35 protein-coding genes and 1 tRNA gene are annotated in these 26,116 nt (G+C 28.4%); 24 read left to right on the top strand and 12 right to left on the bottom strand.

Features of this window, described 5'->3' with window-relative positions:
* The first annotated feature begins 11 nt into the window (after positions 1 to 11).
* The 8 genes from AMN78_RS00310 to AMN78_RS00275 are packed head-to-tail and all read left to right on the top strand — an operon-like array spanning position 12 to position 2,691.
* Positions 12 to 395: a hypothetical protein gene (locus AMN78_RS00310; RefSeq protein WP_075533646.1), complete on the top strand. Its 384-nt coding sequence runs from the start codon at positions 12 to 14 to the stop codon at positions 393 to 395.
* A gap of 2 nt (positions 396 to 397) precedes the next feature.
* A complete protein-coding gene (locus AMN78_RS00305; protein ID WP_075533645.1) occupies positions 398 to 685 on the top strand; it encodes a DUF1330 domain-containing protein in 288 nt (95 codons plus the stop codon).
* 14 nt (positions 686 to 699) lie between these two features.
* A complete protein-coding gene (locus AMN78_RS00300; protein WP_075533644.1) occupies positions 700 to 990 on the top strand; it encodes a hypothetical protein in 291 nt (96 codons plus the stop codon).
* 9 nt (positions 991 to 999) lie between these two features.
* The gene (locus AMN78_RS00295; RefSeq protein WP_075533643.1) at positions 1,000 to 1,287 is read left to right on the top strand and encodes a hypothetical protein; all 288 of its coding nucleotides are present in this window, start codon (positions 1,000 to 1,002) and stop codon (positions 1,285 to 1,287) included.
* Between the two features lie 7 nt (positions 1,288 to 1,294).
* Positions 1,295 to 1,711 carry a hypothetical protein gene (locus AMN78_RS00290; protein WP_075533642.1) on the top strand — a complete coding sequence of 139 codons (417 nt, stop codon included), beginning with the start codon at positions 1,295 to 1,297 and terminating at the stop codon, positions 1,709 to 1,711.
* 8 nt (positions 1,712 to 1,719) lie between these two features.
* Complete coding sequence (locus AMN78_RS00285; RefSeq protein WP_075533641.1) at positions 1,720 to 2,013, top strand: hypothetical protein; 294 nt, start codon at positions 1,720 to 1,722, stop codon at positions 2,011 to 2,013.
* A 33-nt stretch (positions 2,014 to 2,046) separates the two neighbouring features.
* The gene (locus AMN78_RS00280; RefSeq protein ID WP_256997677.1) at positions 2,047 to 2,349 is read left to right on the top strand and encodes a GYD domain-containing protein; all 303 of its coding nucleotides are present in this window, start codon (positions 2,047 to 2,049) and stop codon (positions 2,347 to 2,349) included.
* An 18-nt stretch (positions 2,350 to 2,367) separates the two neighbouring features.
* On the top strand, positions 2,368 to 2,691 hold the full coding sequence (locus tag AMN78_RS00275) for a GYD domain-containing protein (RefSeq protein WP_075533639.1): 324 nt from the start codon (positions 2,368 to 2,370) through the stop codon (positions 2,689 to 2,691).
* Here AMN78_RS00275 and AMN78_RS00270 read toward each other — a convergent pair whose 3' ends face one another.
* Positions 2,692 to 3,399 carry a class I SAM-dependent methyltransferase gene (locus AMN78_RS00270; protein ID WP_075533638.1) on the bottom strand — a complete coding sequence of 236 codons (708 nt, stop codon included), beginning with the start codon at positions 3,397 to 3,399 and terminating at the stop codon, positions 2,692 to 2,694. It abuts the gene before it with no gap.
* Positions 3,400 to 4,593, bottom strand: coding sequence for a serine hydrolase domain-containing protein (locus AMN78_RS00265; protein WP_256997676.1), 1,194 nt, complete (start codon positions 4,591 to 4,593; stop codon positions 3,400 to 3,402).
* Between the two features lie 45 nt (positions 4,594 to 4,638).
* On the opposite strand from AMN78_RS00265, the gene AMN78_RS00260 reads away from it, so the two are divergent.
* The 3 genes from AMN78_RS00260 (at position 4,639) to AMN78_RS00250 (ending at position 7,569) form a co-directional block, all read left to right on the top strand.
* On the top strand, positions 4,639 to 5,976 hold the full coding sequence (locus AMN78_RS00260; RefSeq protein ID WP_075533637.1) for an omega-aminotransferase AptA: 1,338 nt from the start codon (positions 4,639 to 4,641) through the stop codon (positions 5,974 to 5,976).
* A 109-nt stretch (positions 5,977 to 6,085) separates the two neighbouring features.
* Complete coding sequence (locus AMN78_RS00255) at positions 6,086 to 6,268, top strand: hypothetical protein (protein ID WP_075533636.1); 183 nt, start codon at positions 6,086 to 6,088, stop codon at positions 6,266 to 6,268.
* Between the two features lie 83 nt (positions 6,269 to 6,351).
* A complete protein-coding gene (locus tag AMN78_RS00250) occupies positions 6,352 to 7,569 on the top strand; it encodes a class I SAM-dependent methyltransferase (RefSeq protein WP_075533635.1) in 1,218 nt (405 codons plus the stop codon).
* Here the strand turns inward: AMN78_RS00250 and AMN78_RS00245 are convergent.
* Positions 7,562 to 8,440 (bottom strand): hypothetical protein, encoded by an 879-nt coding sequence (locus AMN78_RS00245; protein ID WP_075533634.1) that lies wholly within the window; start codon positions 8,438 to 8,440, stop codon positions 7,562 to 7,564. The genes AMN78_RS00250 and AMN78_RS00245 overlap by 8 nt on opposite strands.
* Positions 8,441 to 8,451: 11 nt before the next feature.
* Complete coding sequence (locus tag AMN78_RS00240; RefSeq protein WP_075533633.1) at positions 8,452 to 9,435, bottom strand: GDP-mannose 4,6-dehydratase; 984 nt, start codon at positions 9,433 to 9,435, stop codon at positions 8,452 to 8,454.
* A gap of 50 nt (positions 9,436 to 9,485) precedes the next feature.
* Here AMN78_RS00240 and AMN78_RS00235 point away from each other — a divergent pair, with 50 nt between their 5' ends.
* From AMN78_RS00235 to AMN78_RS00220, 4 genes are all read left to right on the top strand, one after another.
* Positions 9,486 to 10,583, top strand: coding sequence for a glycosyltransferase family 61 protein (locus tag AMN78_RS00235; RefSeq protein ID WP_075533632.1), 1,098 nt, complete (start codon positions 9,486 to 9,488; stop codon positions 10,581 to 10,583).
* 4 nt (positions 10,584 to 10,587) lie between these two features.
* Positions 10,588 to 11,628, top strand: coding sequence for an acyltransferase family protein (locus AMN78_RS00230; protein WP_075533631.1), 1,041 nt, complete (start codon positions 10,588 to 10,590; stop codon positions 11,626 to 11,628).
* Between the two features lie 30 nt (positions 11,629 to 11,658).
* Positions 11,659 to 11,735 (top strand) — tRNA-Met (locus AMN78_RS00225).
* Positions 11,736 to 11,741: 6 nt separating this feature from the next.
* Positions 11,742 to 12,551, top strand: coding sequence for a DUF4422 domain-containing protein (locus AMN78_RS00220; protein WP_075533630.1), 810 nt, complete (start codon positions 11,742 to 11,744; stop codon positions 12,549 to 12,551).
* Here the strand turns inward: AMN78_RS00220 and AMN78_RS00215 are convergent.
* The 4 genes from AMN78_RS00215 to rfbB are packed head-to-tail and all read right to left on the bottom strand — an operon-like array spanning position 12,542 to position 15,680.
* Positions 12,542 to 13,078, bottom strand: a complete 537-nt coding sequence (locus tag AMN78_RS00215) for a dTDP-4-dehydrorhamnose 3,5-epimerase family protein (protein WP_075533629.1) — start codon at positions 13,076 to 13,078, stop codon at positions 12,542 to 12,544. The two genes, AMN78_RS00220 and AMN78_RS00215, sit on opposite strands and share 10 nt — an antisense overlap.
* A complete protein-coding gene (locus tag AMN78_RS00210) occupies positions 13,075 to 13,776 on the bottom strand; it encodes a sugar nucleotide-binding protein (RefSeq protein WP_075533628.1) in 702 nt (233 codons plus the stop codon). Before AMN78_RS00210 ends, AMN78_RS00215 begins: the two co-directional genes overlap by 4 nt.
* A 12-nt stretch (positions 13,777 to 13,788) precedes the next feature.
* The gene (locus AMN78_RS00205; protein ID WP_075533627.1) at positions 13,789 to 14,658 is read right to left on the bottom strand and encodes a sugar nucleotidyltransferase; all 870 of its coding nucleotides are present in this window, start codon (positions 14,656 to 14,658) and stop codon (positions 13,789 to 13,791) included.
* Positions 14,655 to 15,680 (bottom strand): dTDP-glucose 4,6-dehydratase, encoded by a 1,026-nt coding sequence (gene rfbB / locus AMN78_RS00200; RefSeq protein ID WP_075533626.1) that lies wholly within the window; start codon positions 15,678 to 15,680, stop codon positions 14,655 to 14,657. The genes AMN78_RS00205 and rfbB overlap by 4 nt, the downstream gene beginning before the upstream one ends.
* Before the next feature lie 78 nt (positions 15,681 to 15,758).
* Here rfbB and AMN78_RS00195 point away from each other — a divergent pair, with 78 nt between their 5' ends.
* Both AMN78_RS00195 and AMN78_RS00190 read left to right on the top strand, forming a co-directional pair.
* Positions 15,759 to 16,601, top strand: coding sequence for a glycosyltransferase family 2 protein (locus AMN78_RS00195; RefSeq protein WP_075533625.1), 843 nt, complete (start codon positions 15,759 to 15,761; stop codon positions 16,599 to 16,601).
* Between the two features lie 38 nt (positions 16,602 to 16,639).
* A complete protein-coding gene (locus AMN78_RS00190) occupies positions 16,640 to 17,656 on the top strand; it encodes an NAD-dependent epimerase/dehydratase family protein (protein ID WP_075533624.1) in 1,017 nt (338 codons plus the stop codon).
* Here the strand turns inward: AMN78_RS00190 and AMN78_RS00185 are convergent.
* On the bottom strand, positions 17,653 to 18,180 hold the full coding sequence (locus AMN78_RS00185; protein ID WP_075533623.1) for an adenine phosphoribosyltransferase: 528 nt from the start codon (positions 18,178 to 18,180) through the stop codon (positions 17,653 to 17,655). The two genes, AMN78_RS00190 and AMN78_RS00185, sit on opposite strands and share 4 nt — an antisense overlap.
* A 40-nt stretch (positions 18,181 to 18,220) precedes the next feature.
* On the opposite strand from AMN78_RS00185, the gene AMN78_RS00180 reads away from it, so the two are divergent.
* From AMN78_RS00180 to AMN78_RS00155, 6 genes are read left to right on the top strand one after another with little or no spacing between them, the layout of a single operon-like run.
* Positions 18,221 to 19,099, top strand: coding sequence for an S-methyl-5'-thioadenosine phosphorylase (locus AMN78_RS00180; RefSeq protein WP_256997675.1), 879 nt, complete (start codon positions 18,221 to 18,223; stop codon positions 19,097 to 19,099).
* Positions 19,100 to 19,104: 5 nt separating this feature from the next.
* The gene (locus AMN78_RS00175; RefSeq protein WP_075533621.1) at positions 19,105 to 19,551 is read left to right on the top strand and encodes a tautomerase family protein; all 447 of its coding nucleotides are present in this window, start codon (positions 19,105 to 19,107) and stop codon (positions 19,549 to 19,551) included.
* Positions 19,548 to 20,618, top strand: a complete 1,071-nt coding sequence (mtnA, locus tag AMN78_RS00170; RefSeq protein ID WP_075533620.1) for an S-methyl-5-thioribose-1-phosphate isomerase — start codon at positions 19,548 to 19,550, stop codon at positions 20,616 to 20,618. The genes AMN78_RS00175 and mtnA overlap by 4 nt, the downstream gene beginning before the upstream one ends.
* Entirely contained in the window at positions 20,615 to 21,259 is a 645-nt protein-coding gene (locus tag AMN78_RS00165) for a class II aldolase/adducin family protein (protein WP_075533619.1), read from the top strand. Before mtnA ends, AMN78_RS00165 begins: the two co-directional genes overlap by 4 nt.
* Before the next feature lie 5 nt (positions 21,260 to 21,264).
* A complete protein-coding gene (speD, locus tag AMN78_RS00160) occupies positions 21,265 to 22,305 on the top strand; it encodes an adenosylmethionine decarboxylase (RefSeq protein WP_075533618.1) in 1,041 nt (346 codons plus the stop codon).
* Positions 22,305 to 23,102 carry a nitrilase-related carbon-nitrogen hydrolase gene (locus AMN78_RS00155; RefSeq protein WP_075533617.1) on the top strand — a complete coding sequence of 266 codons (798 nt, stop codon included), beginning with the start codon at positions 22,305 to 22,307 and terminating at the stop codon, positions 23,100 to 23,102. The genes speD and AMN78_RS00155 overlap by 1 nt, the downstream gene beginning before the upstream one ends.
* 1 nt (position 23,103) lies before the next feature.
* Here AMN78_RS00155 and AMN78_RS00150 read toward each other — a convergent pair whose 3' ends face one another.
* Positions 23,104 to 23,499 carry a DUF6165 family protein gene (locus AMN78_RS00150; RefSeq protein WP_256997674.1) on the bottom strand — a complete coding sequence of 132 codons (396 nt, stop codon included), beginning with the start codon at positions 23,497 to 23,499 and terminating at the stop codon, positions 23,104 to 23,106.
* Positions 23,500 to 23,545: 46 nt separating this feature from the next.
* Between AMN78_RS00150 and AMN78_RS00145 the strand changes: the two genes are divergently transcribed.
* Positions 23,546 to 24,478 carry a glycosyltransferase family 9 protein gene (locus AMN78_RS00145; protein ID WP_075533615.1) on the top strand — a complete coding sequence of 311 codons (933 nt, stop codon included), beginning with the start codon at positions 23,546 to 23,548 and terminating at the stop codon, positions 24,476 to 24,478.
* On the opposite strand, the gene AMN78_RS00140 is transcribed toward AMN78_RS00145, so the two are convergent.
* Together AMN78_RS00140 and AMN78_RS00135 are read right to left on the bottom strand one after the other, a co-directional pair.
* Complete coding sequence (locus tag AMN78_RS00140; protein WP_075533614.1) at positions 24,465 to 25,550, bottom strand: glycosyltransferase family 4 protein; 1,086 nt, start codon at positions 25,548 to 25,550, stop codon at positions 24,465 to 24,467. The two genes, AMN78_RS00145 and AMN78_RS00140, sit on opposite strands and share 14 nt — an antisense overlap.
* Positions 25,550 to 26,107 carry a thioredoxin family protein gene (locus AMN78_RS00135; RefSeq protein ID WP_075533613.1) on the bottom strand — a complete coding sequence of 186 codons (558 nt, stop codon included), beginning with the start codon at positions 26,105 to 26,107 and terminating at the stop codon, positions 25,550 to 25,552. The genes AMN78_RS00140 and AMN78_RS00135 overlap by 1 nt, the downstream gene beginning before the upstream one ends.
* Between the last annotated feature and the right edge of the window lie 9 nt (positions 26,108 to 26,116).

Raw genomic sequence — 26,116 nt, 5'->3', positions numbered from 1 at the left:
TAAGATTACCTATGAAATTTAAATTTATTTTAATTGCAACTCTATTATTTATGGGCTCAGCGATAGCTGCGGGACATATAACAAAAGCTCAAAAAGAAAAAACAATAGAGTGTCTAGGACACTATAGTGCTACAGCTGTTTTACCTGCAGAAACTATTGAAGTTAAAAATATGGAATTAGCTTTAGCTTCGGTAAAAGTAATTAGGGAGTATCTTGCGTCTGAAGGCGTAAAAGAAGATGAAATGAATAAAGGTATGAATGTTTACGTAGATAAAGTTTATGGCAAGCCTTTTAATAAATCTAAGAATACCGAGTGTAATAAATTTATATATAAACAAATTAAAGGTTCAGAAGAAAAAATTGAGAAACTATCCAGAACAATTTACGCAGGATAGACATGAGTGGATACGTAATTGCTAATATAGACGTTAAAAATCCCGAAGCTTATAAAGAGTATGTTGGTAAGGTAGTACCTACGGTTCAAAAATTTGGAGGGGAATATCTTGTTCGTGCTGGTGAATACACAGTGATTGATGGTGAATGGAAATATCCTAGAACAGTAGTAATTAAATTTCCAACATATGAAAAAGCTTTAGAGTGGCATGACTCTGAGGAATATAAACCAGTAAAACCAATTCGATTAGCAAACTCAGTTGCTAATGGAATAATAATAAGAGGAGTTTAAATTAAAGTAAAAAAATGGAAAAAGAAATGTTGGTATATCTTAAATTTAAAGAGAGTAAATTAGAAACTTTTACGAAATGGATGCAATCAGATGAAGGTATGAGCGTTAGAGAAAGTGTTGCATATCCGGAAAAAACTGTTGGGGCTATGATCCCAGATAAAAGCGGAATGTTATTTAAAGTCAATGTTCATAACGAAGCTGGGATGAAAGAGTTTGTTACAGGGAACAACCCTAAAGCTAAAGAAATTTATGCTGAGTGTGTAGATAATGCTCAGTTATATGAACTATCAAAAATAAACCTATAAAGGAGGAAAATGAAAAACTATATGGTAACGCATACTTTTAAGTCTGCCGAAATGAAAAAAAAATTTACAGATACAGTGGCTTCTATGAAGATGGAAGATATTGTTAAGAGCATGAAAAGTGACAATGCTGCTTGCCAAATGACTTGGAATACACCAGGAGACACGATGGAAATGTATTGTTGGTGGAAAGGAAAAGATGAGCAAGCAATTATTAATCAACTAGGTCAAATGAATGATTTTTTCACTCCTCATAAGTTTGTGGAGTGCACAGATCAAGTCATGGACTATAACGCATAGGATATTTATGATAGACAAATTTGGAAACGCATTTTATTTAATAATTTACTTAGCACATTTTATTATAGTTGGTAGCTACGCTTACCAATTAGTCTTTGATACTAAAAAATTTCTAAAAGGTAGAGGAGTAGATAAAACTGCTACTTTAATTACAAGATTTGCAGGCTCATTCATGATCGCTACAGTTTTAATGGCAATATATATCGCTTTTATAAGATCAGGTGGTGTAGAGGCTACTTGGGCCTTCTTTAACTTGGTCTTTATAATGAATGTTTCGATATTAGTTGTAAATTTTTATACATTAAAAATTGATAAAACAGGTTTAACTAAAAAAACTAGAAACGATGGAATATATGCTCCACTCGTTCTTGTTATTATCAGTGCTATTCTTTGTTACGGTTTAGCAGATAAAATTTACGTTTAAGGAGATACATGGCAAAGTTTATGAATATTGTTAGATGTAAAGTGAAATCATCTAGCAGAGAAGAATATTTGAAAAAAATAGATGAGATGCCAAAGTTCGATGGGCAAATTTCAGCAAAATACGTTGAAACGAAACCTAATGAATTTTTTATGATAGGTGAATGGAATTCTGAAGATGATATTGCTACAGCAAGACCAAAAATGATTGCATTTTTGGATACGCTTCGGCACACTTTAGAAGAGCTGTCATCAGATTTAGGAGTAACTGATCCTCATTCTGGTACAGTTGTAATCGAGAAATAGGAAAGGGGAAATAATATGACAAAGATGTACATTATGGGAAACTATACCGAGAAAGCCTTTCAAGGTTTTTTAAAAGATCCAAATAGTGACAGAAAAGCAGTAGTTGAAAAACTTGTTAAAGGTGTGGGTGGAACATTACACACTATGGATATCGTAAGAGGATCATACGATTTTTGTGTAGTTGCAGATCTTCCAAGTTTTGATGATTTTGCTGCTGTTAAATTAGTAGTGGAGTCGACTGGAGCTGTGAAAAACTTATCAGCACTTGAAGCTATAGATTTTGCGAAGGCTACAACAAAAGCTTCGAAGATGTCTTATAAGGCTCCGGGTCAATAAAAAAAAAAGGAGGTAACAATGGCAAAATTTTATACATTAGGATGTTACACAGCTAAAGGTCTTGGAGGATTTGTAAGTAATCCATCTACTGACAGAAAAGCTGCTACATCTGCTCTTGCTGCTTCTGTAGGAGCTAAAGTAACTCAATATTCAGGCCTTAGAGGAAAATATGATTTTATGGCAGTGATTGAGGGAACTTTTGAACAAGCTGCTGCAGCTGCAATGGTTGCTGTTTCTAGTGGTGCTGTTTCAGATTTTACAATTTTAGAAGATGTAGATCTGAATGAGATAGCTAAAACTGCTCAGAAAATGGCTTCATCATATAAAGAGCCAGGAAAATAATTATTTTCTGTAGCTAATACATTTTAAGGTATCAGTGAATTTTATTTGATTTTTATACTTTAATTTAATTTCACTGATACCAAGTTTAATATCTTTATCGCTCATGTTTAATAAGCATGAAATATACCTCTCTTTAAGCATTCTTACATATTTTTGCTTAGATATATTTACTTTAAAGTTGAGGTTTGTGCAGCTAATAGCTTTCAAATTTTTTTTGATTATCTTAAATAAAACTTCGTCTCTTTTTAAACTTTTTTCTAAATTTTTTCTCATTTTTTTAAAACAAGGTATCTTATTATTTTTTGTTTTTAGAGAAAAAATTAATATTTTACCTTTGGTGTTTAATCTTTTTTTAGCAAGATTTAGAAGACGATTTAAATTTGTTTTTGAAAAAAAATGAATAGTTTGTTTAATTAAGATTAGATCATATTTCTCTTGTTTATTTAAATATTTTAAAGCTTCTACTCTTTTAAATACGATATTTTTTTTAACACCCTTATTACCAACAATATCAATTCCAATAGGTTTATTTCTAAATTTATATTTCTTTTGAAGGGTACTAATAATATTTGCTCTTCCACATCCAATATCCAATATTTTTGAATTTTTATTTAAATTAACTTTTCTATTAAGAAATTTATTAAATTGAGAGATATACGATTTAGATGATAACCAGGTTTTATTATCCCAGTTTTTAAGTTTTTTCATTTAGTTTTTTTTAACAGGTTTATCAAAAACGCCTGGTTCTAATTGCAGATATATCAAATTGTAATAGTCGTAGTGTCTATCTGTAGAGTGAGCAGTGATAATTCTGTTTTTATCAAAATCAATTACTACTTGTTGTCCGTATGCACCGTCCATCATTAAAATAGGTCTGTCAATATCGATTGGATCAAAAAGAAACTGACCACCATAAGTTTGTGCAACTCTGTGGTTACCTCTTAACTTACTATATTCATCATATTGTCTATCAACTCTATTTTCATAAATTGTCTTTATGTATTTACCAACGCAAGTGTTATTTTTCCAATGATCTAATATTAATTTTGCAATTCTTAAATAATCATATCTTTGGGCATAGAATGAATATCTACCGTATTCTCCAGATTTTCTATTACCAACTTTATTTTTATTTAACGTTTTGCCAAAATAAACTCTTTTTTCAACTTTTGCGTCTTCAACGAATACCTTGTGAAGTAATTCTTCCCAATCATCACCAGTTTTGTAAATAACATAATTCATAACAACATTAGTTGTTAAAGCACTATAATTGTAATTAAGACCAGGTTCTAAACCCAAGTGCTGTTTATCTTTAAAATATCTCTTCATAACTTTTTTAATAGGAATAGTATTTGTATTTGGACCTTTACCTCTAATAGGATTGTCTTTCCCATAAAGTCTATCACCAATAATTCCATCATCACCTGCAGTCATATTAAGCAAGTTTATTAATTTTTGGTCTTCATATAAAGTATCTGCAACAGTAGGGTAATCTATTCTATCAAAAACTGAATGATTAATATAACCATCACATAAGGCATAACCTGTCACAAGGCTGACTAAACTTTTACCTACAGAATGTGAAGGATAGTAGCCTCCTCTGTATTTACTTTTTCTATTTTGATCAACTAAAATTTTATTATTTTCAAATAAGATATAACTTACTAAGCCTGTTTTTTTATCTTTAAGTTGCTTATCCACCTTTTTGGATAAATCGTTATTTTGTAAATCAATTTCAAACTTATAGGTGTCATTTTTTTTATCACCTATTTTATATTTATACATACAATCAAAACAGTATTTTTCATTAGCATGATGAGCTAATACAAGTGAATAACCTGTATTTAACAAAAGTATGCTTAGAATTAAAATTGATAAAAGTTTTTTCATTAATTTTCTCATAATATTTAGATAGCATTCAAAAAATTACTTTGCTATAATTTAATAATGAGTACCTCATTTCAAACAAAAATTCCTAATTCTTTAAATGAACATTGGATGCCATTTTCATCTAATAAAGATTTTAAGAAAAACCCTCGTATCATAATAAAAGCAGAGGGTATTCACCTCCATACTCATGATGGAAAGACTTTAATTGATGGTAGTTCTGGATTGTATTGCAACCCTCTTGGCCATGGGCGTAAAGAGATTATCGAAGCTATTAAAAATCAGTTAGAAAATTTAGATTACACTATGCCTTTTCAACAAGGTTATGGCGGCTCGTTTGAATTAGCTACGATGATAGCTCAAAAAACACCAGAGGATTTAAATAGAATTTTTTATACGATTTGTGGATCGACTGCAGTGGAGACAGCAATTAAAATTGCAGTAGCTTACTTTAGATCAATCGGTCAAACTAATAGATTTAAATTTGTTGGAAGAGAAAGAGGTTATCACGGTATGAACATTGGAGCTTTAACAGTTGGAGGTATTCCAAACAATTCAAAAGAATTTAAAAATATTTTGATGCCCGGTGTAGAGCACATGAGACATACTTTTTTACCTGAACATAAGTTTATTAAAGGCCAACCTGATACAGGATCTGAACTAGCAGATGATTTAGAAGTAATTGCAAAAAAGTTAGGTGGTGAAAATATAGCAGCTTGTATTGTAGAACCTATTGCAGGATCCACTGGAACTTTAATACCTCCAAAAAATTATTTACAAAAGTTGAGAAAAATTTGTGACAATCATGGCATACTTTTAATTTTTGATGAAGTTGTTACAGGTTGGGGAAGAACAGGATCAGCATTTGCAGCCCAGGAATTTGGTGTGACACCTGATATTATAACAATGGCCAAAGCCACAACTAATGGAATAGTTCCTATGGGAGTCGTTGCAGTTAGAGAAAAAATTTATCAATCAGTAATGGATGCTTCACCAGATGGAGCAGTTGAGTTATTTCATGGATATACTTATTCTGGAATTCCTGTAGCAGTATCAGCCGCAATTGCAGTACAAAAAATATTTGAGAAAGAAGATATCTTTAATAGAGTAAAAAATTTATCAAAATATTTTGAGGAGGGCTTGCATTCACTTAAAGATCTTAGCTGCATTGACAGCATAAGAAATTATGGGTTATTAGGCGGTTTAGATATTTCTATGCGTGATAAACCTGGAAAGGCTGGCTTTAATGTTTATAAAAAATGCTATGACGCTGGAGTTAATATTAAACCAACTGGAGATGCTTTGATAATTGCACCTCCATTTGTTTGCGAGAAAAAAGATATAGATGAAATTATTGACAGGATGCGTAAGGGAATTTCCGATCATCTAAAATCCTGATTGAATTAAAGAAACACAATTTTATTCATTTTGGGCCGAATCACACCTCTTAGACCAATTTGATCAAACATATTATTTAAAAATTTATTCATTATGTTTTAATTTATTAATGAGTTCGCAATATAAATTTGAAAATCATGCCCAAGATATTAGGCAACAAAGTAAAGTCAAACTTACTGACCTTTTATCTAGAATTAATGAAGAAAAAAAAATTGAAAGAAACAGAAATCTAGCTCTTAGTGTAGCAGCAGTTTCAGCTGTGACAGTTTTTGGAATAATATTAACTCTTTAAAATCAAAAATTCTTCAAGGATTTGCCTTATTAACTAGCTTTATTTCAATTTAATAATCATAAAAGCATTGGTATAAGAAATTAATGAAGATTAATAAATGTAGAGCATGTAAAAAAAAAAATCTTAAAAAACTTTTTTCACTCGGGAACATGTGTTTTACAGGTAAGTTTCCTCGTCAAGATCAAAAAATTGAAAAAAAACCAATAACCCTCGTAATTTGTAATCATTGTGAACTAGTTCAATTAGGACACAACTTCGATTTAAAATATCTTTACGGACCAGATTATGGATATCGAACTGGAATAAATAAAACGATGACTGATCATGTAAAAAATATAACTCAGACCTTAGCGAAAAAAACTTACTTAAAAAAAAATGATATAGTCTTAGATATCGCTAGCAACGATGGCACTTTATTGAATTTTTATAAAAAAAATATTGTTAAATTTGGAGTTGACCCAATACTCAATAAATATAAAAAAAATTATAAAGAAATTAAATATTCCGTATCTAGTTTCTTTACAGCGGAAAAAGTGAAAAATAAAACAAATAAAAAATTTAAAATTATTACGGCTCTTTCAGTTTTTTACGACTTAGTGAATCCAAATAAGTTTTTAAATGATGTAAAAAAATTGCTTTTACCAGAGGGAGTTTTTTTACTTGAATTTGCAGATTTGGCTTCAATTATAAAGTATAAAATGTTTGATACAATATGCCATGAGCATTTAGAGTATTATAGTAGTAAAGTAATAGTTAATTTGATCCAAAATAACGGATTAAGAGTATTCGATATCAAGCAAAATAATATAAATGGTAGTAGTAAACAATATTTTATTTGTCACAATAATTCAAAAATAAAATCAAAAACCAGAGTAATTAAAAAAATTTTGCTTGAAGAAAAAAAATTAAAACTCAATAAAGTACAATCTTTTAAAATTTTTATAAAAAAAATCAATTCTTTAAGAAAAAAACTTAATGATAAACTTAATTCAATTAGAAGAAATAATGAAACAGTGCATTGTTATGGTGCGTCCACTAAAGGGAATGTTTTATTACAATATTTCAGAATCGATAATAAAAAAATAAATTTTGCTGCAGAAAGAAATAAGAATAAATACGGATTAATTACTCCAGGCTCAAAAATAAAAATAATATCCGAAAAACTTTCAAGATCAATGAAACCCAATTATTATCTAGTATTACCTTGGCATTTTAAAAAAGAAATTTTAATTCGTGAACAATTAATGAGAAACAAAGGGACTAAATTTATATTCCCATTACCAAAATTAGAAATTATTTAAGTTTATATAATTTTTCAACTAACTGTTCAAAGTGCACTTGAAAATAGAAATCATATCCATAATTACCATTAGGATATACAAGAGGAAAATTTGGCGCTGACTCTAACAATCTTGGCACTTTAAGAGCCTCAGCTATTGCGAAGCCAAAAGATAAATTTCCAATGAAAAGTTTCGAACTTCTGATTATAGATGCTAGTTCAAGAAAATCTTTACAGTCATAAAATTCAAGATTTTTTATTTGAAATTTCAAATCATCAAATTCATCTTTCAAACCAACAAAAACTAAGTTTTTGTAATTTGATAAAAAAGAGAAATCTAATTGTTTATTTTGACGTCTAAGACTTCTCATAATTACAACATAGTTTTGAAATTTACTATTCTCATGAACATTTAAATAGTTATTTGTAAGATTTGGAAAACAACCAGTTAAATGTGAATACCATCTCACTGAGTCGATGTTAAAATTAATTGGTAGCTCTCTAAAAAAATTTAAATCAATATCAATTTTTTGGTCTTTGTAAACTTCAACATTGTTTAAAAATTTTTGATATTTCAAAAGAGGAATTAACTTATTGATACTGTTTTCTACTAAATATACTCTCCCCGACGGGTGATCTTTTGAAACAACGTGTTCAGGAATTTTCTTATCTTTTTCAATAAATAAATTACATTTTTTTATTTTAGAAAGTTCCTGAATGACGGGTAGGCTATTTATGATGTCCCCAAGATGTCCATAATGTAAAAAAGAAATCTCAGATTTAGAATCAATCTTTTTTCTAAATTCCTTGATTTTAGGGAGTATATATTCTTGATATCTTTTTTCGTTTGTTTGATTTTTATTTTTAAAGAAATTTTTAAAAAGACTCTTCACAATTAAAATTATTAATAGCCTTCTTTTTCAACAAATTCTAAATCAGCTTTCACCATATCCTCTACAAGCTTTTTAAAATCATATTTGGGCTTCCATTTTAATTCTCTTTTAGCTTTACTACAGTTTCCTAACAGACTTTCAACTTCAGAAGGGCGATATAATTTCTTTTCTACTTTAACAAATTTTTTGTAATCTAAGTCTACTAATTTAAATGCAAGTTTAGCAAAATCTCTTACGGTATAATGTTTGCCTGTACTAATAACGTAATCTTCAGGTTTTTTTCTATTGAGCATTAACCACATTGCTTCAACGTAATCTTTTGCATGCCCCCAATCTCTTTTTGCATCTATATTTCCAAGTTGTAAATCTTTTTGAAGTCCAAATTTTATTCTTGCAACTGCATGAGTTATTTTTCTAGTAACAAACTCAAAGCCACGTCTTGGAGACTCGTGATTAAATAATATTCCACTACAACAAAATAATTTATATGCTTCTCGATAATTTCTAGTTAAATCAAACCCAGCTACTTTTGATATACCGTAAACAGACCTAGGATAGAAAGGGGTTTTCTCATTTTGTGGCACTTCTCTAACTTTTCCAAACATTTCTGATGATCCGGCAAAATAAAATTTTGTTTTTGGAGAGAATTCTTTAATTGCAGATAGTAAAAAATGTGTGCCATTAATATTTGTATTAATTGTGGAAAATTCATCTTTAAAAGCATAATCAATATAGCTTTGAGCGCCCAAATGATAAATTTCGTTAGGTTTAATTTTTGTAACAATATTAATTACACTTGCATAACTTTCTAAAGATCCAGCATGGATATTTAAACTTTTTTTTATATGTCTTAATCTCCAAAAACGATGAGACTCATCTTCCGCTGCAACTCTTCTTACCATACCATGAACCGAGTAACCTTTTTTCAGTAAAAATTCAGCTAGATAAGATCCATCTTGACCAGTAATACCTGTTATGAGAGCTTTTTTTTTCATTATTTTGCTTTATAAAATTATTAAATTTAGATTATAACTATAATATTATTTTGACTAATTCTATAAAAAAGAAATTACAATCTATAACAAAATATATCGGGTATAGTATTTTTTCTTTTTTTTTCGGAAAAATTAAAGGAATTGTCAATTCCGCTAATCATGAATTAATAGATGTCTTTAAAACTACTTTCGACAAAAGTTCCTCATATAAAATATTTAAAATTAATAAAGGTAGAATTTATACAGATACAATAAATGATACTGCATTTATAATTGAAAATAAATTAATAGAGGGTCCTTCGTTTCAATTAAGAAATGTAAAAAACTCAAATATCTCAAATAATATTGTTCTTACTAAGGGAACACCAAGATTTAAAAAAGAGCTTAAAGGTTCTGTTTTCTCTCTTTTAACTGGTGGGGCAGGTAATGCGAATTATTGGCATTGGTTATATGATGTCCTCCCTAGACTTAAGATTTTAGAGGATAAAATAAACATAAATGAGATAGACTATTTTTTATTTCCAGATTTAAAAGAAAAATTTCAAATTCAAACCTTAGATTTTCTCAAAATTCCAAAAGAAAAAAGGATATCAAGTAAAAAATTTAGACACATCCAGTCAGATATAGCTTTTGCAGTAGACCACCCTTATGTAATAAATAATGACCCTTCAAATGAAATTCAAAATATTCCAGATTGGATTATACAATTTCTCAGAGCTAAATTTTTAAAAAAAACATCAAAAAAATTTCCAAGTAAATTTTACATAGATCGGAGAGATGCTAAATCTAATCATAGCAAGTTAAGAAGAATAATAAATGAAGAAGAGTTAAAAAAATTTCTTATAAAAAAAGGATATTCAATAATTGCTTTAAGTGATCTCTCTTTTGAAGATCAGATAAGCTTATTTAATAATGCTTCTGAAATTATAGGTTTACATGGTGCTGGATTTGCTAATCTGACTTTTTGTAAACCACAAACTTTAGTTCTTGAGCTTAAACCAAATAATGCGGGTTTCATGTATTCTAATCTTGCAAAAAAATTGAAACTTAATTTTAGTGATATTTCAGTGGCGGCATCCACATATTCAAATGATCAACAAGGACTAATTAGTATCCCATTGATTTCGCTTGAGGAAAAATTAAATTGATATTATGAAAAAATATTTTGGGATTGAAATTTTAAGATTTTTTACATCACTATCAGTTTTATTTTACCATTACAGACATTTCTTTAGTCCATTTAATTCAACTTCATCTATAAATTATAAAGAAACATTTGTTTATTTACCTTTTTCTGATTTCTTAAATGTTTTTTACCAATATGGAATTTACGGTGTGCACGTTTTTTATGCAATATCTGGGTTTGTTTTTGCCCATGTTTATTTAAGTAAAGAAAAATTAGTTACAAGCCGAGAGTTTTTTCTTAACAGATTTGCAAGACTTTACCCACTTCATTTTGCTACATTAATTATAATTACTATTCTGCAATATATTAGTTTGTTTCATTTTAAAAGTTTTCAGATAGTTGAGTTTAACGATTTATATCATTTTTTCTTACATTTGTTTTTCATCTCCTCATGGGGTTTTGAACAAGGTCACTCGTTTAATGCACCCATATGGAGCGTCTCTATCGAAATAGCAATTTATATAATTTTTTTTTTAACGCTTTCTTTATTAAGAAGGTATAAATTTATCTTTGTAATCATTTTAAGTATTTTTTTAATATTACTTGCTAAAATTTTTAAAATTGAAAGTTTATTTTTAGAATGTGCCAGACTTTTTTTTTCAGGTGTAATTGTTTATTTAATTACAACTTATTTTAATAAACCAAAAATATTAATATTAATATCTATAATGATGATCACAGTATCATTTGTTGGAAATTATAAAACTTATTTATTTTGCCCGTTTGCTGTTCTATTATTTTCTCAAATTGATTATTTAATTAAGAAGAAATCAATACAGAATTTATTTTCTTCTCTAGGTGACTTAACTTATTCAATTTACCTTATCCATGTACCTTTACAAATTTTTATTATAATAAATTTTGATATTTTTAATTTAAGCGAAACTCTTTATGCTACTAAAACTTTTTTCATATTTTTCATGGTTTTGCTTATGATAATTTCATACCTTTGCTTTTTAAAATATGAAAAGCCTTTAAATTATAAGATAAGAAAAAAGTTTAAATAAATTATAATATCCATTATAAGTTAATTTTTTGGCGAGGTAGCTCAGTTGGTTAGAGCACAGGACTCATAAGCCTGGGGTCGGCGGTTCGAATCCGCCCCTCGCTACCAAATTTTATGAATAAAGTTTCAATTTTCTGTTTAACTCTTGAACCTAGTCATGAACAATTAATCAAAAAATTATCGTATATTCCTGTAGGATTAGGAGAGAAAAAATTTTCAAAAGATTTTTTCACTGATAAAAATGGATTGAGTATTTCTGAGAAAAACTCAAATTATGGTGAGTATACGTTTCACTATTGGTTATGGAAAAATTACTTGAATAAAATTGAAAGCGAATGGATTGGTTTTTGCCAGTATAGGAAGTTTTTTTTAAAAAAAACTATTACAAGAGAAGACATTTCATTCGAAAATTTACAGAGTTTATCAATTAATGAAATAGATAATAATAATTTTGATTGTATCCTTGGAGAAAAATTTTCTGTAGAAAATTATAAATTTTCAAAAATAATTAAAAATCATTTAAGAAGCTTTCTTAAAAAACCATCGTTAATTTTTAATAAAAAAAAAAGAAATCTTAAGTTTCATTTTGATTTATTTCATGGGAAGGGTAATTTGGATATAGCAATCGATCTTTTAAATGAAAAAGATAAAAATGCATTCAGAGAATTTATGAACAAGGAGACATCTTTTAACCCTCATAATATGTTTATATGCAAAACTGAAATTTTAAAAAACTATTATGATGTTATTTTTCCATGGCTTAACAGATGCGAAGAAGTTTTTGGAATAAATGAATTAAAAGGTTATGGTTTACAAAGAATTTACGGTTTTTTAGCCGAAAGATTTTTATCTTATTGGTTTAATAGGAATTTCAAGATAAAGGAGTATCCTATTTTAGTTAAAGATTTATCTGACTACAAATAATTAAAATTTGATAAAAAATCTTTAAATGAACCTAAATTTTTATCTTTTTTAGATATTTTAAATTTTTTCCCTGGCCAATTAATATTTAAAGATCTATCCAAAAGATTTATTCCTTGCTCATATTTAGGCTTATAGTAGTTGGTCAATTTATAATAAATAATGTTTATTTTTTCATAGCTATAAAATGCATGTGCAAACCCCTCTGGTATATATAAGCTTAAACAATTTTTATCGGATAATATTATTTTAAAAGTTTTTCCAAAAGTTCTAGAATTTTTCCTTAGATCAATTACGCAGTCAAGTATTTTACCTTTTAGAACATTTACATATTTAGCTTGTTGAAAGTTATATTGAAAATGAAATCCTCTTAATGCTTTTGCTTTTGAGGATGTACAATACTCAAAAACAAAATTTTTCTTCTTTAAGATTTTCTGATTAAAAATTTCTCTTAAATTTCCTCTTCTATCTATGTTATTTTTTTGTTTGATAATTAATAGGTTTTTAAACTTAGTTTTTATAATTTTCATCGCTTTATTAGTTTATTTAATTTATTTAAATTCATGTAAATTTTTTCTGGTAATAATCCTTTTGAGTAAGCTTTTTTAATATTTTTATTATTTTTTTTTGCAAAATCATATATTGTTTGTATTTTTCCACCCATATTAATTATACCTTTCTCAGGTATAATTTTAATGAAAATTTTTGCAAATTCGTCATGGAAAATAAAGTTAGACATTACATCTTGAAATGCTGATTTATGTGTGAATGGTCTTTCAGTCATACAAGCTCTTATAATCAAAGAATTTTTATACATTTGAACAGCAGATTCAGCACCAAGTTTTGACCATCCATAATTATTCCATGGAAGCAATGCATCATGTTCTTTGTAATTTCCCTTCTTTCCTGGATAAACGTAATTTGTTGAAAAAAAAATTATTTTTATATTCCTTTCACTACATGCTTTGACTAAGTTCGCTGTTCCAATAATATTAAGGTCAATACTCCTTTGAATATTTTTGTTATGTATAGACATTGGTCTTGATAAACCTGCTAAATGAAGAATACAATCAGGCTTAAAATTTTTAATATTTTTTGTAATAGAACTCATTGATAAAACATTTAATTGTTTTTTACTTCTAAAAATAAAATTATACTTACATTTTATTTTCTTTAGTTCTTGAGCAAATCTTCCATTTCCACCTGTAACAACTATATTTTTAAGCATATTTTATATAGATTATTTAATTAGCTTTTTTAGGTAATTTGAATAAATACAATTTCCGTAAAAGTTAATCGCTTTTTTAATACCATTTTTGTTTATCCAGCTATATCTAAGAGCTATTTCCTCTAAGCAAGCAATCTTAAAACCCTGCCTATTTTCCAAAGCTGAAACAAAAGATGATGTATTGTAGAAATCTTCAATTGAGCCTGTATCTAACCATGCACCACCTCTACCTAAAAATTCAGCCTTTAATCTATTTTTTCTTCTATATTTATTTAATAAATCAACTATCTCTAATTCTTTTCTTTTCGAGGGTCTTAGTGATTTACTCATTCGTATTACATTGTTATCGAAAAAGTATAACCCTGTTATTGCTAAATTTGATTTGGAATTCTTAGGTTTTTCTTTGATTGAAGTTATCTTATTATTAACATTTAAACTAGCAATTCCAAATAGCTCTGGTTTGCTTACTGGATGAACTAAAATTTTACATCCTGAATTTAATTTTACACATTTTTTTAAGTTATTAGTTAAACTCTGGCCGTAAAAGAAATTATCTCCTAAAATTAGAGCCACTTTATCATTTTTTATAAATTTTTCCCCAAGTATAAAAGCATCTGGTAAACCTTTTGGTTTTGTTTGTTCAACGTAACTAATCTTAATACCAAATCTTTTTCCATCTTGAAGAATTTTTTTAAACTGAGGTAATTGACCTTTATTTACAATAATTAAAATATTTTTAATCCCTGCTAACATTAATACTGAAAGCGGGTAATAAATTAAAGGCTTATCGTATATCGGTAATAATTGTTTATTGACAGCTTTTGTTAAAGGACTCATTCTTGTTCCATGACCACCAGCTAGTATGATACCTTTTTTAATCATAATTTAAGACCTAGCCTCTTGAAAAAAAATTTTTTAGAAAAATAATTAAAAAAACTATAATTTTCGATATACCAACTTAGAGTTTTATTAAGACCAGAGTCAAAGTTTATTTTGGGCTTCCATTTCAATTCTTTTAAAATCTTTCTACTATTCAAAGCATATCTAAAATCGTGCCCTGGTCTATCTTTTACAAATTTTATTTTGACTCGTTTACCTATTTCCATTTTTTTATTTCTTACAATTTTTAATAAAAGTTTGGTTAAATTAAGATTCGTTATATTAAATCCTGTACCTATATTATAGCTTTGGCCACTTTTACCTTTTCTAAAGATATCAAACAGTCCTCTACAATGATCTTCAACGTAAATCCACTCTCTCGAATTAAAACCTTTCCCATAAATTGATAAGGGTTTATTGTTTAAAATATTAAATATTAAAGTAGGTATCAATTTTTCTGGGAATTGGCCCGGTCCAAAATTATTACAGCAATTAGAAATCATAGCATCAATACTATAAGTACGAACATATGATTTAATTAAATGATCAGAGCTAGCTTTACTTGCTGAATATGGCGAGCTAGGCAAATACGGACTTTTTTCTGAAGATCTTGTTCCATTTTTTATGTCCCCATACACTTCATCTGTAGAAACATGAATGAGTTTAATTTTTTTATTTACTGCTTTTTTATACTTCCTCAACTGTTCTAAAATATTAAATGTTCCTAAAATATTTGAATAAATAAAATTTTCAGGAGCATCTATTGATCTATCAACATGAGTTTCTGCCGCAAGATTAAAAATAGCTATCGGCTCGTATTTTTTTAAAATATTAAAAATTTTTTTACTGTTAATATCAAGCTCATAAAACTTGTAATATTTTTTACTTAAGTTTTTGAGTAAATAAGAGCCTTTTGAATATATGTTTTTGTCAATATTAATGACAAAATATTTTTTTTTATTAAGGAAATTGACGAGGTTGCTTCCTATAAAACCATTTCCTCCAGTAACAACAATTTTTTTCATTAAAATTTAGATTTGAGAGACATTTTTTAATATATAATGTAATAAAATAGTTATTTAAATCAATAGATTAAAAATAACATGACTAACACTAAATTAACAGTAGTAATCAATACATTTAAAAGTGAAGATAAGATTTATCAGTGCTTAAACTCTATAAGCTCCAATTACAAAGTGATAATAATTGAAAACTCAAACAATCATGATTTCAAAAAAAATATCGAAGAAAAATATTCAAATGTGCAATGTTATTTGACAGGCGAGAATCTTGGATATGCTAAAGGAAATAATTATGGTTTGTCAAAAGTAAAAAGTCAATTCGCTTTAATCCTTAATCCAGATACACATCTAGAGAAAGATACGATAAATAATTTTCTTAAAAGCTCTGAAAAAATTAAAGATTTCGCTATTATCGGTCCAGCTCAACAAGAGGAGTATAGTAAAAAAGATTTAAATGAAAATAAAGATCAAATTTTTCAGGTCAATCAATTAAAAGGATTTGCAATGTTTTTTAATATTAAACAATTCGAAGAGGTAGGATTTTTTGATAAGAACTTTTTTATTTATTTAGAGGAAATTGATCTTTGTAAAAGACTTAAAAAAAACGGTAAAAAAATTTATTTAGATAAAAATATCATAATTCATCATTTAGGAGGTAAATCTCACAATAAATCAGTAGAATTTGAAATGGAACTATCAAGAAATTGGCATTGGATGTGGTCTACCTTTTATTTTAATAAAAAACATTATGGATATTTTTCTTCAATGTTTAAAGTCAGTGGAAAGTTAATAAAATCAGCGTTTAAATATGTTTTTTATATTTTGACATTTAATGAACAAAAAAAAGAAATTTACTATCATAGATTTTCAGGATTATTAAATTCTATGAGAGGAAAAAGTTCTTGGTATAGACCAAAATTATAATCAATTGCTTAAATTTTTATTTTATATATAAAACTTTTATGTCATTGAAAAACAAAAAAATTTTAGTAACAGGCGTAGCAGGTTTTTTGGGCTCTCATCTTAGTGAAAAATTGGCTGAGCTTGGTCATAAAGTAATCGGTATAGATAATATGTTAGGCGGATACGATGACAATATTCCTAAAAATATAGAATTTCATAAATTAGATTGTTGTGATTTTGAAAAAATAAAATCCATAATGAAAGGTGTAGAAGTTGTCTATCACTGTGCAGCCACTGCTCATGAAGGTCTATCTGTTTTTTCACCATTCGAGATTACGAAAAATAATTATTTGGCTTCAGTTTCAATTTTTTCAGCAGCAGTGAACGAAAAGGTTAAACGAATTATTTTTTGTTCTTCCATGGCAAGATATGGTGATCAAATAACTCCATTTACCGAGTCCATGAAACCAAAACCTGTTGATCCCTACGCAATTTCAAAAGTCGCAGCTGAGGACGTTTTAAAAAATCTTTGTGATCTTAATAAAATTGAATGGGTAATTGCAATACCACATAACATTATTGGCCCAAGGCAAAAATATGATGATCCATTTAGAAACGTCGTTTCAATAATGATCAATCGTATGTTACAAGGCAAAGCACCAATAATCTACGGAGACGGTGAACAAACCAGATGCTTTTCATACATTGATGACTGTTTAAGTTGTTTAATACCTATGCTTGATCAAAAAAATGTTAATAAAGAAACAATAAATATTGGACCAGATGAAGAATTTGTATCAATAAATAAAATTGCTGAGATTTGCTCGAATATTACAGGAGTTAACCTGAACCCCATCTATAAAAAAGATAGACCAAAAGAGGTGAAACATGCAACTTGCTCTGCTGAGAAAGCTAGGTCTTTATTAAACTATAAAACAAAAGTTTCTTTAAATGACGGAATAAGAAAAACATTTGAATATATTAAAAAAAGAGGTGTGAAGCCATTTGATTACAATATTAATATTGAAATTGAAAATGAATTAACACCATCAACTTGGAAAAACAAAGAAATTTAATGACCAGGGAATTCAATTAGACTTTTAGTAAGATAGCCTTTCTTTTTAAGAAGTTTTTCCCCTGGCAAATCAAATAGATTAATTACAAAAATAAATCCAGCTACTTTTCCATCAGAGAGCTCTACAAGTTTTGCAGCAGCCTCTGCAGTCCCACCTGTGGCAATTAAATCATCAATTATAAGAATTTTTTCATCCTTATTAATCGAATCTTTGTGGACTTCTATAGTTGCTTTGCCGTATTCAAGTTCAAAATCTATCGAGTGAGTTTCTGCTGGAAGTTTATCTTTTTTTCTAAGTAAAATAAAAGGCTTTCTCATTAAATAAGAGACTGTCGAGGCAAAAACGAAACCCCTGGACTCTATTGCCGCAACTTTATCAAAGTCAATTTTTTTAGAAATTTCGATTATCTTATCATTTGTATATTTAAATGCCTCAGCATTTTTTATTAAGGTAGTAATATCTCTAAATAAAATTCCTTTTTTTGGATAATCTTGAATTGATCTTATATATTTTTTTAAATCCATATTATGCTTCAAGTTCTAGCAAAAAAGTATTAATAATTAAATGATGAAAAAAAGAAAGCTCGGGATAATTGGTGGCAGCGGATTATATAAAATGGAGGGGTTTGAAAAACCCAAATGGAAAAAAATCAATACACCTTGGGGAAGACCATCAGATGAAGTTTTAATAGCTAGTTTTGAAAAAGAAGAAATATGTTTTATTCCTAGACATTCAAGAGGTCATAAAATCAGTCCTTCGAATATAAATTTTAGAGCCAACATAGACGCAATGAAGCAATTTGGAGTAACGGATATTATATCTGTATCTGCAGTAGGTTCTTTAAAAGAAAATTTAGAACCTGGAAAGTTTGTAATAGTTGATCAATTTATTGATAGAACATTTTCTAGAATCAAAACTTTTTTTAATGATGAGATTGTTGCTCATGTGTCAATGGCAAAGCCGATAAGCGAAGGCCTATCGAAATGTTGTGAGACTGCCTTAAAAAAACTAAATATTAAACATCAAGTTGGAGGCACCTATGTAGTTATGGAAGGTCCTCAATTTTCTACTCTAGCTGAGTCTCGCTTATATAGGTCTTGGGGCGCCGATGTAATTGGTATGACAAATATGCCTGAGGCTAAATTAGCAAGAGAAGCAGAAATTAGATATAGCACAGTTGCTATGGTGACAGACTACGATTGTTGGCACCCTGATCATGATGAAGTTGATGTCAGTATGGTAATTCAAACTCTAATGAAAAATGCAGCTAATGCACAAAATATGATCAAAGAAATCATAAAAACTTTTAAAAACTATCCAGTAGAGAAAGATCCTGCAAACAACTGTTTAGATGTAGCTATAATTACTGATCCAAAATTGAGAACAAAAAAAACAATAAAAAAATTACAAAATATTGCTGGAAGAGTTTTAAATAAAAAATAATCTTAATGCCAACTTATACAGTCAAATATTCAAACATTAATCTTTCTCAAAAACAAAAAAATTCTATTGCGAATGATATAACAAATGCTCATAATAAATTTACTGGCGCAAATACCTTTTTTGCTCAAGTTATATTTCAAAAAAATCAAAAAAATGCTCATTTCATGGGTGGCAAATTAGTAAAAACTAAAGAAATTTTTTTAAACGGACAGATAAGAGCTGGACGAACATCAAAAGTTAAAAAAAAATTAATTATAGGTCTAAGAAAAATTTTAGTTAAGAATACAAAGTTGCAGAGCGATTTTGTTTGGGTTTACTTAGAAGATTTATTGCCAGATCAAATGATCGAGTACGGAGAAATTTTGCCCAAATCAGGACAAGAAAAAAAATGGTTTAATTCGTTGTCACCAAGCTTAAAAAAAAGGTTAAAAAAAATGGAAAAAAGTAAATGAAAATTGATGGCAAATCATACAAAACAATTTGGTTTGAGAACAATTTAGTGAAAATCATTGATCAAACAAAACTTCCTCATCAGTTTATAATTAAAGATTTAAAAATCGTTAAAGATGCAATTAATGCTATTAAAACAATGGAGGTGAGAGGCGCTCCATTAATTGGCGCAACTGCTGCATATGGTTTAGTTTTATCTATTATCGAAAAAAATGATTTATCTTTTCTAAAGAAGTCTAGCGAAGAATTAATTGCATCAAGGCCCACTGCGATTAATCTTAAGTGGGCAGTGGACAGAATGATGAAGAAGCTATCTGGAGTAAATAATAAAGATATCTTAAAAATAGCTCTTGGTGAGGCAAAGGCGATTACAGAAGAGGATGAAAAATTTTGTAAAAATATCGGTTTGAATGGTCTTAAAATTATTGAAGATGTTGCTAACAAAAAAAAAGATACAGTCAATATTTTAACTCATTGTAATGCAGGATGGTTAGCAACTATAGATTGGGGGACAGCTACTTCACCAATTTATCATGCTCATCAAAAAGGCATTAAATTACATGTTTGGGTTGATGAGACAAGGCCACGAAACCAAGGAGCCAACTTAACATCCTATGAATTAAATGAAGAAGGAATATCAAACACCATAATAACAGATAATGCTGGCGGAATATTAATGCAAAGAGGAGAGGTAGATATGTGTATCGTTGGAACTGACAGAACTCTATCTAACGGTGATGTATGTAATAAAATTGGAACTTATTTAAAAGCTTTATCCGCAAAAGACAATAATGTTCCTTTTTACGTAGCCTTACCAAGTTCAACTATAGACTGGGATATCAAAGATCATAAAAAAATTCCTATCGAGGAAAGAAATTCAGAAGAGCTATCACATGTTGAAGGGGTAGATGAAAATAAAGAAATAAAAAAAGTAAGAATTTACCCACAAAAAAGTAAGTCTTTAAATCTAGCTTTTGATGTTACGCCTGCTAAACTAATTACAGGTTTAATCACTGAAAAAGGTGTTTGTGAAGCTTCAGAAAAAGGTTTGAGAGGTTTATTTAAGTGAGTAAATTAAAAGCTGAAGTAATTAAATATTCAAAAAAATTAAATATAACGAATTTATCAGCTTTAAGATCAGGAAATATATCTGCAAGAGCAAGAGAGAAAGGAGTGGATGGTTTTTATATTACTCCATCAGGAAGAAAGTATTCGTCATTAAAAACAAAAGATATTGTCTTTGTAACCCTTAAAGGTGTTTATGATAAAAAAAAGGGAAAACCATCATCAGAGTGGAGATTTCATCAAGATATTTATGTGAATAAAAAAGAGGCTAAAGCTATAGTTCATGCTCACTCTACTTGTGCTTCGGCTGTCTCAACTCATCAAAAAAGCATTCCAGCCTTTCACTACATGGTTGCAGTAGCAGGTGGGGAAGATATTAAGTGTAGTAAATACGCAACTTTTGGAACAAAAAATCTTTCAAGAAATATTATTAAAGCGTTGAAAAATAGAACAGCATGTTTGATTGCTAATCACGGCCAGGTTGCTTTTGGAGAAAATTTAGAGAAGACCTTTGAACTTGCTCAAGAGATCGAAAATATTTGCCATCAATATATAAATGCCCTAAGAATTGGAATACCTAAGATTCTTTCAAAAAAAGAAATTAAAATTGTCTTGGGAAAATTTAAAAATTATAAAAAAGGGTAGTTTTTATGATTAAAGTTGGTGAGCACATTACCATTGATTTTCTTGGTGTTATAAAAGACTATTCGCCTGAGTTTTATGAAAAAGTAATTTATAAAATAGCAAAAGCTGCAAAGGTAGAAATATTAAACGTTGCCTCCCATAAATTTGAACCACAGGGTTTTACTTTAGTCGCTTTATTGTCAGAAAGCCATTTTAGTTTTCATACCTTTCCTGAAAGAGGTGTTATAAGCTTTGATTTTTTTACATGTGGAAAAGTAAACCCTAAAGTTGCTCTTAAAATTTTAAGAAAAGAGATTGATCATCAAAGAGTTGTGACCAATGCTTTTGATCGAAGTAGTGTAGGTCTATATGATGATATTTATAGCACTCCCGGTCAAAAGAAATTCTATGTGGTCAAGGATGTTTTAGAAAAATTCACCTCTAAAGTTGGTCAATTTGTTGAAATAATGGATCTAGAGGAGTTTGGTCACGCTTTATTTATAGATCATGAAATTCAAGTAGCTGAAAAAGATGAAAAAATTTATAGCTCAAACTTTTTTAAATCCAGTTATGATTTGAGTAAAAAAAATAATAATGTAGCGATAATTGGTGGAGGAGACGGGGGAGTAGCCAGAGCTTGTTTAGAAAATAATTCAAATTATATCGATTGGTTTGAGTTAGACCCAGAGATAGTTGATGTTTGTTACCGTCATCTACCAAAAGTTTGTTCTAAAGTTAAAAAAAGTAACAAAATAAAAACTTTTTGGGGAGATGCCTTTAAAAGTATTAAAGAAATAGAAGATTCTAAATATGACAAAATTTTTGTTGATTTAAATGATGACCAATACTGCATAGATTTAGCTAAGAAAAATATGAAAGGTTTAAAACGAATTTTAAAAAGAGGTGGTGTGATAACTGCTCAAGTCGGAAGCCAAGATAAAAAACCAAAACAAGTAGATAATTGGTGTAAAGTTTTAGAAAAAAGCTTTGGAAATGTTAAATTATCTGGCGCTTATATTCCCAGTTTTGACTGTAAATGGAATTTTGCTTCATCTATAATGAAGTAATGTTTCGTGTTTCATGTATTCAATTAAGATCAAATAATAATATTCATCATAATCTTAAGCGAACTTCAATTTTAATCAAAAAAGCAGTTCTACAAAAAACTGATTTTATATTAACCCCTGAAGTATCATCTCAATTTTCTTTGAAAAAAAAGGAATTATTAAAAACATGTACATTTATGAATAAGGATATTTATTTGAATGGAGTAAAAAAACTTGCAAAAAAATACAAAAAATGGATTTTAGTTGGTTCTGTAATAATTAAAGTTTCAAAAAATAAATTAGTTAATAGATCTGTATTAATTGATAAAAATGGAAAAATCAGATCTTTTTACGATAAAATTCATATGTACGATGTAGTGTTAAGTAAAAAAGAAAAGTATTTTGAGTCTAAAATATTTTCAGCAGGGAAAAACCAAAAGACATTTAATTTGCCATGGGGCAAACTTGGCTTTAGTATTTGTTATGATCTAAGGTTTCCTAATCTTTATAGAAAATTATCTAAAGCAGGTTCTATTTTTTTAACAGTACCCTCAGCATTTACTGAGACCACAGGAAAAAAACATTGGCATACATTATTAAAAGCTAGAGCAATAGAAAATTTTTGTTATATTTTCGCACCTGCTCAAGGGGGGATACATTATAATGGACGAAAAACTTTTGGACACTCTATGATTGTTTCGCCTGATGGAAAAATATTAAAAGAATTAAAAAAAAATGAAGGGGTTATTACAGCGGTAATTGACGCTAAATTACCTAAAGTATTAAGATTAAAGATTCCAAGTTTGAAAGGTGACTAATTTACTCGTGAGATTTTACCTCTTTAATATTTGATCCCAACTTATTGTTAATTGCTAATTTAATTTTTGCTCTCTCATCATTTAATTTATAAACATTTCTAGCTAGAGATATAAATTCTTGTCCAAAGTTTTGTTTTTTTTCTGCAGCTCTTTTACCATTTTCTACGTCCCAAAGTTTGATATTTATATCTTTAAGTTTATTTTTATAATCTGAAATTAAATTATTATTAGTTATGAATTTTTCTTTTGTAAGATTAAGAGATTTTAATTCTTTTTCAACTTCAATTAATTTCACTTTTTCTTTTATTTTTTCTTTTTTTATCTCTAAAATCGTTATCTTATCTATTAATTCACCAGCTGAGATTTCTGCCAATATTTTGTCCATTTTATTACTCATATTAATATTTGACTGTAGTATTCATTAAATATACTCGGAAATAATAATGTCAAATATATTAATTATAAAACATGGTTCATTAGGTGATTTAATTCAAGCAAATGGCGCAATTAAAGATATAAAAAAATTTTATCAGAATAGAAAAGTTTTTTTACTTACCTCACAGCCATATGCAATATTTATGTCTGAATGTCCTTACATAGATGGGGTTATTATTGATAAAAGATTACCGAGATGGAACTTATTTTATCTAAATAATCTTAAAAAGAATTTAAAAAAATACGAATTTTCAAAAGTATTTGATTTACAAAATTCAAGTAGAACAAAATTTTATAAAAGATTTATAATTAAAAATGTAGAATGGTCTTCATCTGAAACCTCATTAGAACCAGGTCAAAAAAAGAAAGAATTTGATAAAGATCCCGTCTTGGATCGTATGGAGGTTCAATTAACAAAAAGTGGGATTGAAACTGAGTTTATAAAAAATATTGACTTGAGTTGGGCTGTTGAAGATATTTCAAGACTCATAAAACAGTATGCTAATGACGAATATATTTTATTATTTCCATTTTGCTCTAGAAAACTTCCTCATAAAAAGTGGCCATATTTTAAGGAGCTAATTATAAAATTGAAACAAGTGTTTAAAAACAAATATCCAATCTTATTAGCTCCAGGTCCTAATGAAATAGAAGAAGCTAACAAATTAAATGCCAAAGTAGTTTTAGATGGCAAAGATCCAGTAAATATAAAAACTTTAGTAAGTTTAATTTATAAATCAAAATTTATAGTTTCGAATGACACTGGCCCAGCTCACATAGCTTCTCATTTAGATAAAAATGGAATAGTACTATTTGGAAGTCACACAACAGCTAAAAAAGTAAGCATTGAGAATTATAATTTTAAAGCGATAAGCGTTGAAAATCTTAAAGATCTAGATGTTGATAGTGTTATTAATTCAATAAAGTCTAAATTAAACTAATATATTTTTTAATTATTTTTTCCCATGAAAATTCTTTGGAAAACTCATAGGCATTGTTCCCAAGTTCTTTGTATTTTTCATCAGATAAAATTTTTAATAATGTTTCGTAAATAGCATTTAGATCATTTCCATTACATAGATATCCCGTTATTCCACTTTTAATTGCATCTCCTTCGCCACCATAAATTCCACCAATAGAAGGTTTGCCATAAGATGCAGCTTCAATGTAGCTTATACCAAATCCCTCAACTGATTTCTTATAAACTACAGACGGCATTACAAAAACGTCTGACTGTTCTAACAATCCTACTTTTTCTTGTTCAGTGGAACTAAAAATTAATTCCACATTTTTTTCTAATCCTAGTTCCATTTTTAACTTTTCAAGATTTCTTTTTTCCTCTCCATCACCGATTGATACATATTTCATATTTGGAAACTTTGGCAAAAGATTTTTTATTGTCATCAAAATATTTTGATGACTTTTTCGACCATCTAGTCTAGATACAGTAATTAATTTTGGTGAAGAATTACCAAAAATATTCTTTGAAAATTCTCTAGACTTTTCGTTGACTGTGAGCGGATAATTACATCCTGGATTGATAACAGTAACATCTTTTACTCCTAATTTTAATGCCAATTCTTTTGTGAATTTTGAATTTGCAATTACAAAGTCTGCCTTGTTTAGAGCTTTCACAACTCTTTTATTCAAAGAGGAACCAGCAGGATGATTGATCTCTTTAGAGTGAATTAAACAAAAAGATTTTGATTTTTTTAAAATTTGTAAATCGATATTTTCAATACTCTTCCAATGGTCAAAGAAACATGCTCTTATTTCATTTCCCTCAATAAAATCTTTAACCAAATTAGCTTTTCTATACTTTCTGAAAATCTTAAAGCCTGATACACGCTCAATGCTTAATTTAGAATTTTGATCATAAATTTTTGCATCATCATGATTATCAGCAAAAACCTTCACTGGTCCATGATTTAAAAGAGCGTTAGACAAACCTTCCATTAAGTTTTGCATTCCACCAAGTTCAGGAGGAAAATTTCTAGTAGAAACTAAAAACATTAATTAAACCACTTTATATTGCATCCCATGCTAGGAATTTGTTCCTTTGGACCTGCTTGAGTTTCAGAAATCATTTTCATTGCAACTTTTAAATCACTATCGCCACCTGAAGTTGGTTTTAAATCTTTGAGTTCTCTGAATCTTCCTCGATACTGAAGTTTTAAATCTTTATTATAGCCAAAGAAATCAGGTGTACAAACAGCTCCATACTTTTTTGCGATATCTTGTGTTTCATCAATTAAATAATTTATTTCACCAAAATTATTAGCCTTAGCAAACTTGATCATATTATCAAACGAGTCTTCTGGATAATTTTTAGTATCATTTGACATGATAGCAACAGAATTAATCCCGTCTTTTTTTAATTGATTACAGTCTTTAGCTAAATCTTTAATTATAGCCTTTACGTAAGGACAGTGATTACAAATAAACATTACAAGTGTTGCGTTTTCACCTTTTACGTCATTTAAAGAAATAATTTTATTTTCTATTGATTTTAGTTTGAAATCCTCAGCTTTTTTTCCAAAATCGCAAACTGGTGTTTTTGTTAAAGCCATAATATATTA

Source organism: Candidatus Pelagibacter communis (assembly GCF_001179945.1).
GTDB classification, from domain to species: domain Bacteria; phylum Pseudomonadota; class Alphaproteobacteria; order Pelagibacterales; family Pelagibacteraceae; genus Pelagilacustribacter; species Pelagilacustribacter ubique_A.
This window is presented reverse-complemented; position numbering and strand designations above follow the sequence as displayed.

Coding starts and splice junctions, on each gene's coding strand:
- AMN78_RS00310 (WP_075533646.1), top strand. CDS start 12: ATGAAATTTAAATTTATTTTAATTGCAACTCTATTATTTATGGGCTCA.
- AMN78_RS00305 (WP_075533645.1), top strand. CDS start 398: ATGAGTGGATACGTAATTGCTAATATAGACGTTAAAAATCCCGAAGCT.
- AMN78_RS00300 (WP_075533644.1), top strand. CDS start 700: ATGGAAAAAGAAATGTTGGTATATCTTAAATTTAAAGAGAGTAAATTA.
- AMN78_RS00295 (WP_075533643.1), top strand. CDS start 1,000: ATGAAAAACTATATGGTAACGCATACTTTTAAGTCTGCCGAAATGAAA.
- AMN78_RS00290 (WP_075533642.1), top strand. CDS start 1,295: ATGATAGACAAATTTGGAAACGCATTTTATTTAATAATTTACTTAGCA.
- AMN78_RS00285 (WP_075533641.1), top strand. CDS start 1,720: ATGGCAAAGTTTATGAATATTGTTAGATGTAAAGTGAAATCATCTAGC.
- AMN78_RS00280 (WP_256997677.1), top strand. CDS start 2,047: ATGGGAAACTATACCGAGAAAGCCTTTCAAGGTTTTTTAAAAGATCCA.
- AMN78_RS00275 (WP_075533639.1), top strand. CDS start 2,368: ATGGCAAAATTTTATACATTAGGATGTTACACAGCTAAAGGTCTTGGA.
- AMN78_RS00270 (WP_075533638.1), bottom strand. CDS start 3,399: ATGAAAAAACTTAAAAACTGGGATAATAAAACCTGGTTATCATCTAAA.
- AMN78_RS00265 (WP_256997676.1), bottom strand. CDS start 4,593: ATGAGAAAATTAATGAAAAAACTTTTATCAATTTTAATTCTAAGCATA.
- AMN78_RS00260 (WP_075533637.1), top strand. CDS start 4,639: ATGAGTACCTCATTTCAAACAAAAATTCCTAATTCTTTAAATGAACAT.
- AMN78_RS00255 (WP_075533636.1), top strand. CDS start 6,086: ATGAGTTCGCAATATAAATTTGAAAATCATGCCCAAGATATTAGGCAA.
- AMN78_RS00250 (WP_075533635.1), top strand. CDS start 6,352: ATGAAGATTAATAAATGTAGAGCATGTAAAAAAAAAAATCTTAAAAAA.
- AMN78_RS00240 (WP_075533633.1), bottom strand. CDS start 9,435: ATGAAAAAAAAAGCTCTCATAACAGGTATTACTGGTCAAGATGGATCT.
- AMN78_RS00230 (WP_075533631.1), top strand. CDS start 10,588: ATGAAAAAATATTTTGGGATTGAAATTTTAAGATTTTTTACATCACTA.
- AMN78_RS00220 (WP_075533630.1), top strand. CDS start 11,742: ATGAATAAAGTTTCAATTTTCTGTTTAACTCTTGAACCTAGTCATGAA.
- AMN78_RS00215 (WP_075533629.1), bottom strand. CDS start 13,078: ATGAAAATTATAAAAACTAAGTTTAAAAACCTATTAATTATCAAACAA.
- AMN78_RS00210 (WP_075533628.1), bottom strand. CDS start 13,776: ATGCTTAAAAATATAGTTGTTACAGGTGGAAATGGAAGATTTGCTCAA.
- AMN78_RS00205 (WP_075533627.1), bottom strand. CDS start 14,658: ATGATTAAAAAAGGTATCATACTAGCTGGTGGTCATGGAACAAGAATG.
- rfbB (WP_075533626.1), bottom strand. CDS start 15,680: ATGAAAAAAATTGTTGTTACTGGAGGAAATGGTTTTATAGGAAGCAAC.
- AMN78_RS00195 (WP_075533625.1), top strand. CDS start 15,759: ATGACTAACACTAAATTAACAGTAGTAATCAATACATTTAAAAGTGAA.
- AMN78_RS00190 (WP_075533624.1), top strand. CDS start 16,640: ATGTCATTGAAAAACAAAAAAATTTTAGTAACAGGCGTAGCAGGTTTT.
- AMN78_RS00185 (WP_075533623.1), bottom strand. CDS start 18,180: ATGGATTTAAAAAAATATATAAGATCAATTCAAGATTATCCAAAAAAA.
- AMN78_RS00180 (WP_256997675.1), top strand. CDS start 18,221: ATGATGAAAAAAAGAAAGCTCGGGATAATTGGTGGCAGCGGATTATAT.
- AMN78_RS00175 (WP_075533621.1), top strand. CDS start 19,105: ATGCCAACTTATACAGTCAAATATTCAAACATTAATCTTTCTCAAAAA.
- mtnA (WP_075533620.1), top strand. CDS start 19,548: ATGAAAATTGATGGCAAATCATACAAAACAATTTGGTTTGAGAACAAT.
- speD (WP_075533618.1), top strand. CDS start 21,265: ATGATTAAAGTTGGTGAGCACATTACCATTGATTTTCTTGGTGTTATA.
- AMN78_RS00155 (WP_075533617.1), top strand. CDS start 22,305: ATGTTTCGTGTTTCATGTATTCAATTAAGATCAAATAATAATATTCAT.
- AMN78_RS00150 (WP_256997674.1), bottom strand. CDS start 23,499: ATGAGTAATAAAATGGACAAAATATTGGCAGAAATCTCAGCTGGTGAA.
- AMN78_RS00145 (WP_075533615.1), top strand. CDS start 23,546: ATGTCAAATATATTAATTATAAAACATGGTTCATTAGGTGATTTAATT.
- AMN78_RS00140 (WP_075533614.1), bottom strand. CDS start 25,550: ATGTTTTTAGTTTCTACTAGAAATTTTCCTCCTGAACTTGGTGGAATG.
- AMN78_RS00135 (WP_075533613.1), bottom strand. CDS start 26,107: ATGGCTTTAACAAAAACACCAGTTTGCGATTTTGGAAAAAAAGCTGAG.